Annotated in this window: 8 protein-coding genes and 1 pseudogene; 8 read left to right on the top strand and 1 reads right to left on the bottom strand. The window is 29.8% G+C overall.

Annotated elements, in window-relative coordinates; translation table 4 throughout:
* Nucleotides 1-220, bottom strand: a pseudogene (locus UDIV_RS03715) (peptidyl-tRNA hydrolase); the annotation flags it as partial.
* Between the two features lie 239 nt (nt 221-459).
* Here UDIV_RS03715 and UDIV_RS03710 point away from each other — a divergent pair.
* The 8 genes from UDIV_RS03710 (at nt 460) to UDIV_RS03675 (ending at nt 11,611) form a co-directional block, all read left to right on the top strand.
* A complete protein-coding gene (locus tag UDIV_RS03710) occupies nt 460-1,608 on the top strand; it encodes a beta clamp domain-containing protein (protein ID WP_038103493.1) in 1,149 nt (382 codons plus the stop codon).
* A gap of 181 nt (nt 1,609-1,789) precedes the next feature.
* Complete coding sequence (gene yaaA, locus UDIV_RS03705; protein WP_244870389.1) at nt 1,790-2,020, top strand: S4 domain-containing protein YaaA; 231 nt, start codon at nt 1,790-1,792, stop codon at nt 2,018-2,020.
* Between the two features lie 5 nt (nt 2,021-2,025).
* Entirely contained in the window at nt 2,026-3,972 is a 1,947-nt protein-coding gene (gene gyrB, locus UDIV_RS03700; protein ID WP_038103490.1) for a DNA topoisomerase (ATP-hydrolyzing) subunit B, read from the top strand.
* A gap of 14 nt (nt 3,973-3,986) precedes the next feature.
* Nucleotides 3,987-6,539: a DNA topoisomerase (ATP-hydrolyzing) subunit A gene (gene gyrA / locus UDIV_RS03695; protein WP_051749529.1), complete on the top strand. Its 2,553-nt coding sequence runs from the start codon at nt 3,987-3,989 to the stop codon at nt 6,537-6,539.
* A gap of 54 nt (nt 6,540-6,593) precedes the next feature.
* Nucleotides 6,594-7,067 carry a CinA family protein gene (locus UDIV_RS03690; RefSeq protein ID WP_038103481.1) on the top strand — a complete coding sequence of 158 codons (474 nt, stop codon included), beginning with the start codon at nt 6,594-6,596 and terminating at the stop codon, nt 7,065-7,067.
* 41 nt (nt 7,068-7,108) lie between these two features.
* Nucleotides 7,109-8,128, top strand: coding sequence for a recombinase RecA (gene recA / locus UDIV_RS03685; protein ID WP_038103479.1), 1,020 nt, complete (start codon nt 7,109-7,111; stop codon nt 8,126-8,128).
* Between the two features lie 109 nt (nt 8,129-8,237).
* Nucleotides 8,238-9,755, top strand: coding sequence for a BMP family ABC transporter substrate-binding protein (locus tag UDIV_RS03680; protein WP_038103477.1), 1,518 nt, complete (start codon nt 8,238-8,240; stop codon nt 9,753-9,755).
* Nucleotides 9,756-10,063: 308 nt separating this feature from the next.
* A complete protein-coding gene (locus UDIV_RS03675; protein ID WP_038103474.1) occupies nt 10,064-11,611 on the top strand; it encodes a BMP family ABC transporter substrate-binding protein in 1,548 nt (515 codons plus the stop codon).
* Nucleotides 11,612-11,843 lie beyond the last annotated feature (232 nt).

Raw genomic sequence — 11,843 nt, 5'->3', positions numbered from 1 at the left:
CGAATTCTCCACTTAGATTCATATAGGTTTGTGGTTTAGCTATATAAACTATATTATTATCAATTATTGTTTTAGTAAAATCACCCTTAAATTTAGTGTTATCTAATTTAAGGTTTAGTTGCCTTAATAATTCATCAATTGCCATAAAACCAACATTGTGTCGGTTTTTAGCATAATTAGCCCCTGGATTCCCTAATCCTACTATTAAAAACTTTTCCACAAGATATATTCCTTTTTTAAACAATTAACTAGCATAGTTTTGCACACAAATAATTTAACTATGTTATTTATTTTAAAGGGTTTTTGATTAGTTTTGCACATTTGCACACATTATAATTATTTTTATTATTAAATATAAATCAAATTAAATATTAATTAAATATATTTATTGATTATGCTGATTGATATTAATTTATTAACCTTATATAATTAAGGATATAAATTTATTAGGTAAAGATTATGAACATTATTATTAATACAAAGAAATTAAATGAAGCTTTAAGATTTAGTGCTACGATTGCTAACAATAATACTAATCCTACTTTAACTTGTGTTTTAATCGAAGTTAAAAGTAATAAGATTATTTTTAAATCATCAAACCCATCAGTTAGTGGACTTATTGAAATAGAAGATGGGTTTGAAGCTCTTAAAGAAGGAAAAGTATTAGTTCCTGCAAAAGTATTATTAGGGATTACATCTAAAATTAAAGATCAAAGCTTAGAGTTACAATTGATTGATAATAATGTTTTATTAGTAGATGCTGAAAAAATTAAAACCCAAATTAATGTAATGGATTTTAATAATTTTCCTAATATTGTGTTTGATTTAGATGGCTTTTTAAAAGTAGCTTTAAATGTTCAAATTATTAATGATATTCAAAACAAGATTTTAACTCATATTCATACTCCTGGAGTTAATGAAAGAGTAAGTGCAATTAGTGGAATTTATATTGATGCTAAAAGTGAAAATGGAAAATTAATAGCAATAGGAACTGATAAAGTAAAAGCAGCTTTACTTAGAAGTAATTACAATGGAGATCAATTTGATTTTATAATTCCAATTGGTTTTATGAAAAACATTGGTGATGTTTTAAGATTAATCGATGATAAACCTAATAAAGAAATTGAATTTTTCTTTTTAAACAGAACACTTGTGTTTAAAGTTAATAATGCTCAAATTCATGCTCGAATGATTGATGATAGTTATCCTAACCTTAAAGGGTTGTTTGATTATAGTACTTATCCTAATATTATTAAGGTTAAGAAGAATCTTTTAAATGATGCTATTGAAAGAGGATTGAGTATTGTAAGTAGTGAAAGTAATCCTAAGATTCAAATCAAATCTAATGGAAATGAATTAGAGACAAGGTTTAGTCGCCATGAAGTTGGCGATCTAAATGAATTTATTGAAATTGAAAATCTAACTAATACTAGTTTTGATGTTAAGGTAAATCCCCAATTCTTAGCATCAGTACTTAAGAATTCAGATAGCAATGAGATTTTAATTTATATCCCTGATAATGAAGAACAAAACATTAAAAAAGCATTGATCTTTATGAATGAAAACGATCCTAATTTTATTCAGGTTTTATCTCGAATGAGAAATTAGCAAATTTTAACAAAATTGCACTGTTCAATCAAAAATGATTAAGGAAGACAAAAAACAAGCATTTAGGGCGTTTTTTGTTATTTTAAGCACTATATTTTAGTGGTGCTTTTGTTTTAATTTTACTAATTTGGTATAATTTAAAGTGTTGTGTATACATTTATAAGGTTTGGAGACTTAATAAATGATTATTAAAAAAATCGAAATTAACACTCCTTATATTACCCTTAATCAATTTTTAAAATTAACTGGGTTAATTAATAATGGAGGAGAGGCTAAGATGTGATTAGCTAATAATTCAGTATTAGTTAATAATGAGTCTGAAAATCGAAGAAATAAAAAGTTATACGATCAAACAATAGTTGAGTTTGATGGTGTTAAATACCTTATTTGTGGTTCACAAGAACAGGAGTAGATAAAATGGCAGATATGGAAAACAAATATACTGCTGATAGCATCAAGGTTCTTGAAGGTCTTGAAGCTGTTAGAAAACGTCCAGGAATGTATATTGGGACAACACAATCTGAAGGGTTGCACCACATGATTTGAGAAATCGTTGATAACTCAATCGATGAAGCAATGGGTGGATATGCAACAACAGTTCGTGTTGTTATTAAAAAAGAAGGCAGTATCTTAGTTGAAGATGATGGTCGTGGTATTCCTGTTGAAATACATGAAAAAACTAAAAAATCAGGGGTAGAAACAGTATTAACTGTTTTACACGCTGGGGGAAAATTTGACAACTCAAGTTATAAAGTTTCAGGTGGATTACACGGGGTTGGTGCTTCAGTTGTTAATGCCTTAAGTTCTTGATTTAAGGTTTGAGTTAACAAAGATCACAAAGTTCACTATATTGAATTTAGAAATGGTGGACATGCTGTTGATTCATTAAAAGTAATTAAAGAAAATGATCAAAAAGAAAAAGGGACAATAATTGAGTTTTTCCCTGATTTTACTATTATGGAAAAAGCTGATTGAGATGAGTTAAAAATTATGGCTCGTTTAAAACAATTAGCTTATTTAAATAAAGGGGTTAATATTGTTTTTGAATCAGAACAAACTAACCGTAAAGAACAATGATGTTATAATGGTGGTTTAAAAGAATATATTGCTGATTTAAATGCTGAAAAAACAGCTTTATTTGAAGCTATTATTCATGGTGAAGAAGAAAAACAAGTTAAAGTTCCAGGACATGATGATGAAACATATAGTATTAAATGCGAAGTTGCATTCCAATACAATATTTCATACAACAATTCTACGCACTCATTCTGTAACAATATTAATACAACAGAAGGTGGAACGCATGAAGAAGGGTTTAAATTAGCTCTTGTTCGTTTGATTAACAAGTTTGCACTTGAAAAGAAATACCTTAAAGATACTGATGAAAAAATCACTAAAGAAGATGTAACCGAAGGATTAACTGCAATTATTTCAATTAAACACCCTAATCCTCAATATGAAGGACAAACTAAAAAGAAATTAGGTAATAGTGAAGTAAGACCGTTTGTTAACGAAATTACATCTTCTATTTTTGAACGTTTTATTGCTGAAAATCCAGATGAAATTAAATTAATCATGGCTAAGGTAATGCAAGCTGCAGAAGCTCGAAGAAGAAGTACTGAAGCACGTGAAGCAACAAGACGAAAATCACCATTTGAATCAAACTCATTACCAGGAAAATTAGCTGATTGTTCAAATCGAGATTCATCAGTAACTGAACTTTACATCGTCGAAGGGGATTCAGCGGGTGGTTCTGCTAAAACAGGACGAGAACGTGAATACCAAGCAATTTTACCTTTAAAAGGGAAAATTATTAATGTTGAAAAAGCAAAGATTGATAAGATTTTTGCTAACGAAGAAATTCTTAATATGGTAACTGCGATTGGAGCAGGAATTGGACCAGAATTTAATATTGAAAAATTAAGATATTCAAAGATTATTATTATGACCGATGCTGATGTGGATGGTAGTCATATTCGAATCTTAATGTTAACTTTCTTCTATCGTCACATGTTACCTTTAATTCAAAATGGTAATGTTTATATTGCTCAACCACCACTTTATAAAGTGACTTGAAACAGAAATGTTAAATATGCTTATAGTGAACAAGAGTTAGAAGCTATTAAACAAGAAGTTGGTAATGCTAAATATAATATCCAACGATATAAAGGGTTAGGGGAAATGAATCCTGATCAGTTATGAGAAACAACAATGGATCCTAAAAATAGAATCTTATTAAAAGTAACTATTGAAGATGCTGCAATTGCTGATAAAACATTCTCTTTATTAATGGGTGATGATGTCCTTCCAAGAAAAGAGTTTATTGAAAAAAATGCAAAGTATGTAAAGAATATTGATGCATAGGGAGGGTGTAAATAATGGCAATTAAAAAATCAAAAAAAAGTCGTTTAAGTACTGAAGAAATTCAAGAACAATTATCATTATCAACAATTAATGATCATTCAATTACTAAAGAAGTTGAAACATCTTTCTTAGATTATGCAATGTCAGTTATTGTCTCTCGTGCTTTACCTGATGTTCGTGATGGATTTAAACCAGTTCACCGTAGAGCATTATATGCTGCTTATGAAAACGGAATGACTCATGATAAACCATATAAGAAATCAGCAAGATGAGTCGGGGATGTTATTGGTAAGTACCACCCACATGGTGATCAAGCTGTTTATCAAACAATTGTAAGAATGGCTCAAGACTTCTCAATGCGTTATCAATTAGTTGATGGGCATGGGAACTTTGGATCAATTGATGGTGATAGTGCAGCTGCTATGCGTTATACTGAAGCTCGTTTATCTAAAATATCAGCTGAACTTTTAAAATACATTGATAAAGATACAGTAGAATTTGTTCCTAACTATGATGGTTCAGAAAGTGAACCTAGTGTTTTACCATCTGGTTTCCCTAACTTATTAACTAATGGGACAACAGGGATTGCTGTTGGGATGGCTACAAATATGCCACCACACAACTTAGTTGAAGTATGTAATGCAATTAAAGCTTATGCACATAATCACGATATTACAATTGATGAAATAGCTGAACATATTTCAGGACCTGATTTCCCAACTGGTGCTCAGATTTATGGGACTGCAGGAATTAGAAAATATTTTGAAACTGGTAAGGGTTCTGTAACAATTCGATCAAGTCATGAATTTGAAGAAATTGGAAACAATCGGGTTGCTATTGTTTTCACTGAAATTCCATACATGATCAACAAAACAACACTAATTGAAAAAATTGTTGAATTAGTAACTAATAAACAATTAGATGGAATTAGTGACTTAAGAGATGAATCTAGCCGGGATGGAATTAGAATTGTTGTTGAAATCAAACGAGATTTTATTCCTGAAGTAGTTTTAAATAAACTATTTAAGATGACATCATTACAATCAAACTTTAGTGTTAATAACTTAGCTTTAGTTAATGGTGTACCACAAGTTTTAAATATCAAAGAATTAATTAAATATTACTTTGAACACCAAATTGATGTATTAATCAAACGAACAACATTTGATCTTAAAAAAGCTAAAGAAAGAATTCATATTGTTGAAGGTTTAGTTATTGCTGTTGATAACATTGATGAAGTTATTAAGATTATTAAGACTTCAAAAAATGATGAACTAGCAACACAAACTTTAATGAGTCGATTCAATTTAAGTGAAATCCAAGCTAAAGCTATTTTAGAAATGCGTCTTAAAGCTTTAACTGGTTTAAATATTGAAAAACTTAAACAAGAACATGCTGAATTAATTAAGATTGTTGAAGATCTAGAAGATATATTAAATAGTTATGAAAGACAGACTAATATTGTTTGTGAATACTTAGATTATTTAATTGAAAAATTTGGGGATGAAAGAAGAACTGAAATTTTACATGGAGTAAGTTCAAGTATTGATGAAGAAGATTTAATTCCTGAAGAAGATATTGTAATTACAGTTTCAAAACGTGGTTACTTTAAACGATTACCAATTGATACATATCGTGCACAAAAAAGAGGTGGAGTTGGAGTCATTGGTGCTAACACTTATGAAGATGATGATATTGATCAAATCATTGTTGCTAACACCCATACTGATGTTTTATTCTTCTCTGATTTAGGTAGAGTATATCGAATCAGAGGACACCAGATTCCAATTGGTTCAAGAACAACTAAAGGAACACCAGCAATTAACTTCTTACCAATTCAAAAAGGTGAATTAATTCAAACAATCTTACCAATTAATGATTATGATGAAGGATCATTAATGTTTACTACAGTTAAAGGTAAAGTTAAACGGGGAAGAATGGATGATTATAAATTAATCTACAAAGGTGGTAAGATTGCAATTAATCTTCCTGAAGATGATAAAGTCTTCTCTGTAATGGCAACAAATGGAAATGATGAAATCTTCATTTCTTCAAGCTCAGGACATTTAGTTAGATTTGATGAAACAACAATTCGAGAAATGGGACGGAACTCTTATGGGGTTAATGGTATTAAATTAACTGATAAAGAGTACGTTGTAGGAACTGGACTTGCTAGTCAAGGGAAATATGTTTTAGCTGTTGGTAAAAAAGGAATCGGTAAATTATCTGATTGTGAAGACTACAGAATGACTAACCGTGGTACCAAGGGTGTAATTACACTTAAAGTTAATTCAAAAACAGGACCACTTGTTGGAATTAAAGTAGTTGATCTTGATGATGAATTATTAATTATTACAAGTTCAGGAAAAATCATAAGAACACGAATTAATGAAATTTCTATTACAGGACGTAATACTTCTGGAGTTAAATTAGTAAGCTTAGATGATAAAGAAGAAATTAAATCAATTACGATCTTTAAAAAAGATTTAAATGAATTAGAAGCTGATACTAACGAACAAAACGAACAAGAAACAGAAAAACCAGAACTAGAAGAAAATAACCAATAAATAAAATAAAGAACAATTGCAGCAAATGCAATTGTTTTTAGTAGAAAGTAAATTATGAATATAGTAACTAAAGAATTAGTAGATTTATTAAAAGAGAAAAAACTAAAACTAAGTGTGTGTGAATCAGCATCATGTGGAGCACTTGCTTCATCAATTGGTGAAATTCCTGGAGCTTCTAGTGTATTTGTTGGTGGTATTGTTTCATATACAAACAACATTAAAGAAAAAGTAGTTGGAGTTAGTAAAAAAACATTAGAAGAGCATGGGGCAATATCTGCTCAAGCTGCTTATGAAATGTGTCAGAAAACTAACTTATTAATGAATAGTGATTTATGTATTTCAATTACAGGGAATGCTGGTCCAAGCGGGGATGAATCTAAACCGGTTGGTTTATTTTATGTTGGAATTGCTATTATGGATGTAGTTTTAGTTAAAGAGTATCAAATCGATAGTATGAATCGGGACTATAACAGATTTAAAATTGCACTAGAAGCAAGTCAATATTTAATCGAAATTTTAAAAAAATAAAAACTTTAGCAAATATAGTGATTGGAGGGATATAAAAACAAATGAAAGAAACTAAAATTACTAAAATCGATCCAATCGCTGCTCTTGAAACAAGATTTTCAAAACAAACATATTTTATCGCTGATGAAATAGAAGAAGAACAACTAAAAGTTATTTCAACAGGGTCATTACAAATCAATAAAATTACTGGAATTAATGGGATTCCAATTGGACGAATTACAGAAGTTTATGGAAATGAATCTTCTGGTAAGACAACATTATGTTTACAAACGATTGCTGAATGTCAAAAGAATAATGGAACTGTTGCATTAATTGATATGGAAGGTTCTTTTGATTTGAATTATGCTAAAAATCTTGGGATTGATACAACAAAATTAATTGTTGCTCAACCAACAACAGGAGAGATGGCATTTGATATGATCGAAACCTTGCTTAAAACAAATGGTGTTAATCTGATTGTTATTGATTCAGTAGCTGCAATGATTCCTGAAACTGAATATAATTCAGATATGAATGAAGCATTAATGGGAGCACATGCTCGGTTAATGTCAAAAGGTTTAAGAAAGATTCAACCATTAATTTCTCGTTCAAACACAGCTATTATTTTCATTAACCAGATCCGTGAAAAAATTAATACTTATTTTGGAAATCCTGAAAATACAACTGGTGGGAAAGCGCTTAAATTCTATGCTTCATTAAGAATTGAAATGCGAAAAGCTGATGTGATTAAAGAGGGTGTTAATAAAATTGGTGTTAAAGCAAAAGTGTCAACAATTAAAAATAAATTAGCTCCCCCATTACAAAGTTGTCATGTTGATATTTTCTTTGGTCAAGGATTTGATTATCATAATGAAATAATTGATTTTGGTATTGATTATGGATTTATTAAGAAAGCAGGTTCTTGATATTCTTATAACAATCAAAAAATAGGACAAGGAAGAGAACAACTTAAAAACCAATTATTAGCTAATGAAACTATGTTTAATGAAATTAAAGAATTAGTTTTAAAAGCACTCGAAAATACAAAAGCAGATAACATAGAGCAAACTAATAACCAGTAAGAAGAAGCACTAGATAATTAATCATTTTGTGTCCCAATTTGTTTAGATCATATGATATAATTTTTATTTATGTTGTGTATATAAGCAAAAGCGAAAAGAGTGTATTTCTATGAAGAACAGTGTTAGTAAATATAAGAAAGGGATATTATTTGCTTTAGGAACAGTTGCTACATTAGGTGTGGTGTCAATTGTAGCTGCAAGTTGTGCTAAACCACTAATTAATGTAAATAGCATTAATACTTATTATAAAGTTCCAACATCTACTGAAAGTCAAGCATTTCATTCTTTATATAAAACAATGAGCAACGAAGGAACTAGAGCCTTTGTTTTAGGTGGATTTATGCAACCGCCTGCATTACTTTCAGGACTTGAAAATAATGTTTTCAATAAAGATTCAATCGCACTTCTAGTTGATATTGGATTTGCAGAAAACGATGAAACAAAAGCAAAATTAAACAATATTAAAGACAAACTATCTCGTGTTAGTTCAGTTGTTTTCAATGTTGAAGAAGCTGCGTTTTTAGCAGGAATTGCTACTGCTTATCAACTTAACTCTAATCAAGAAAGATTCTTAAAAGATAATAAAGGTTTAACTTGAGGTGGTTATGTTGGAATAAATTTAAGTTCAACAACTCCATTCTTAGCTGGATTTAGTGCTGGTGTTAAATGAGCTAATGAAAAATTAAAAGACAAAGATATCAAACAAGAAAATTCGCAAACAACAAAGAAATATGTTGAAGTAAAAGAACAACAACTTGTTCAAAATTCATCAGCTGTTGGTGGTTTTGATGTAGGAATGGGCGATAAGGTTGTTAATGAATTTATTGATTTAGATGTTGATGTGCTATTAGTTGTTGCAGGGGGCGGACAATCACGTGATGCTGTACAAAGAGTTAACTCATCATCAAAAGATATAATGATTGTTGGTGTTGATGTTCCACAAGAAAATGACCCTTTAACTAATGTTAAATTCGGAAACAAAGAAGCTCCAATCCATTTTTCAATTGTAAAGAATATGGATACAATCGTTGCTCGTACACTAAAAAAAGCAACAGAACAACCACAACCATTTGTCGGAAACAATTCAGAATTTAAAAAAGAAGATGAATACAAACTTGGTGTTCATACAGCTGCAGGAATCGACTCAGGAGCTGTCGGGATTTCAGAACCTGGACATAAATATTTAATTGCTGCTACTAATTTAGCTACAAACCAACAACTAGTTAACTATAGTGATGTGGTTAATTATTTCTTAAATAAAGACGATGTTTATAAACAATTCTTAGCTAACGATAATTTAGAATATGTCGCTAGTAAAGGTGTGGATAAAGATCAAAAAACTGCACAAACTGAAAAATGAACACACCCAAGAGCTAAATCATTCTATTTATCAACAGCATCTTCAGACGTATTTAAAAAAGCATATGAGTTAGCTGATCAAAAAGATAAAGAAGCAGATCAAAATAAATATCCAAAGGACTACTATAAAAAACTTTTAGTGGCTCAAATTCTTTCGTTCCCTGGTGACATTTTAGCTGATGGGGCATTTAATGAAAAAATATTCAATGGAATTGTTAAGTTCTACGAACAAGTAGGAATCACTATTCCTAAACCAAACCAAAAATAGTTAAATTTATTAACACTTAAGCTGATTATTATAAAATCAGAACATTAAATAACTTCAAAACAAGTTGGGGTTATTTTTTAATATATGCTTATACAAAACACAAAGTAAACACAACACCAATTCATTTTCTGAGTTTATATATACTTAGATTAATTAAATAATTAAAATAGCAAAAAAGAACCATTTTATACAAAAAAATAAAAGTTTTTTAATATGTATATTTTGTTTGCCTTTCTTGTTATTATTATAAAAATTTAAATATAAATTAAAAATAATCAAATTATTCAATATTTTAAAAGGAGATACAAATGAATTCAAAACATAAAAAAATTGTATTTGGATCACTGTGTGCTACCGTTGCATTAGCTGGAGTTGGGGCTACTTTAGCTGTGTCATGTCGTAAGGATCAAACACAAGTTGATACAAGTAAACTTCAAAGTTATTGAACTGCACCTAAAGAAGATAGTCAACAAGGTTTTTTACAAGCATATAGTAGATTTGCAAACGATGGTAAACGGGCATACATTTTACCTGGATTCAATCAATCTTGATATTTAGAACCAGCTATTAAAGATGGCAAATTTAACAAAGATTCAATTGCTTTAGTTTTAGATGCTTTCTATAATGAAAAAAACTCAGCTGAATTATATCAAGGGGCAGATCGTATTGCATCTGTTTACTTTAAAGTAGATGAAGCTGCATTCTTAGCAGGGATTGCTTTAGCATATATGCTAAACTCAAACCAAGCTACTTTTGCAACAGATAACAAACTAACTTGAGCTGGATATGTGGGATTGAATGCTCAAAACACAACAAACTTTATGGCTGGAATGGTTTTAGGTGTTCATTGAGCTAATGAAAATCTAAAAGACAAACAAATTGAACAAGCCGGATCAACCGAAAAGAAAGCTTGAATTAAAGTTGAAGAAGTTCAAGCAGATAAAAGTCAAGTTGGTGGGTTTGATGCTGATAACGGAAATGCCAAAGTATTAATCAAATCTTTTGTTGACAAAAAAGTTGATGCAATTATGGCTGTGGCTGGACCACAAACTGCATTAGTAATAAATGAAGTTAACAACACTGAACAACCAATTGCGATAATTGGTGTTGACACTCCTCAAGAATTAAGTGATGTAAATAGAGTTACAAACAAATTCAACAACTCTAATGTAACTGGGGATAAGACTAGATCAATTCGTTTCTCTGTTACAAAAAACCTTGATGTTGCAACAAAAATGATTTTAGAAAACGCACTAAAAGGTGCACAACTTGATGCAAACGCTAAACCTGGACAAGGAATTAACCCAAACGATAAATTCAAACTTGGAGTAAATACAGTTGGCGGTGTTGCTGATGGGGTTGTTGGAATCTCAAAAGATGGGCAAGATTACTTAATCAAAGCTTACAACACTGCTAAATCAAAAAACTTAACTACATATAATGAAGTTACTGCTGAACTTGCAAATGATGAGTTATTTAAGACTTTAAATATGCAACCAAATGTATCAAACTTAGCAACTAATGAAGAGAAGAGTGAAATCGCAGGAAACCTTAAAGCTGAATTTAAATATGATCCAAAAACACACGGTGGTACAGTTTATAAACCAGCTGATAAAGATAAATTATGATACTACCCAGTATTAGAATCTAAATACATTTCTTCAACAGCTTCAACTAAATTTAAAGAAAATTGAGAAAAAGCAAAAGAAGAAAATGATAAGAAGAAACTTATTGGTTTAATTACTTCATTCTCTGGTGTTACAGTTAATGACAAATCATTCTCTCAAACAACATATAATGGAATTGTTGAATTCTTTAAAGGGCAAGGAATTTCTATTCCAACTATTAGTAAATAATATATAAATAGAATCAATTTAAAAATAGCGGGGCAACCTGCTATTTTTCTTCTCTATATAAATATTAAAAAAGTGTGCATTTGTTAAAGGAATTGGATATAATTATTAGGTTGCTATATTTTGTAAACAAACAAATAAAGCAAGAACATAAAATTTTTTAGAATTTTTCTTGACAATAGTCTTTTAAAAATGTTATTATTTTATGGTTATGTGTTTCAACGAGTTAAGTTGG

Source organism: Ureaplasma diversum NCTC 246, assembly GCF_000731915.1.
Lineage (GTDB): Bacteria > Bacillota_I > Bacilli_A > Mycoplasmatales > Mycoplasmoidaceae > Ureaplasma > Ureaplasma diversum.
The sequence above is the reverse complement of the archived record's forward strand: the minus strand, read 5'-3'. Positions and strand labels throughout refer to the sequence as shown.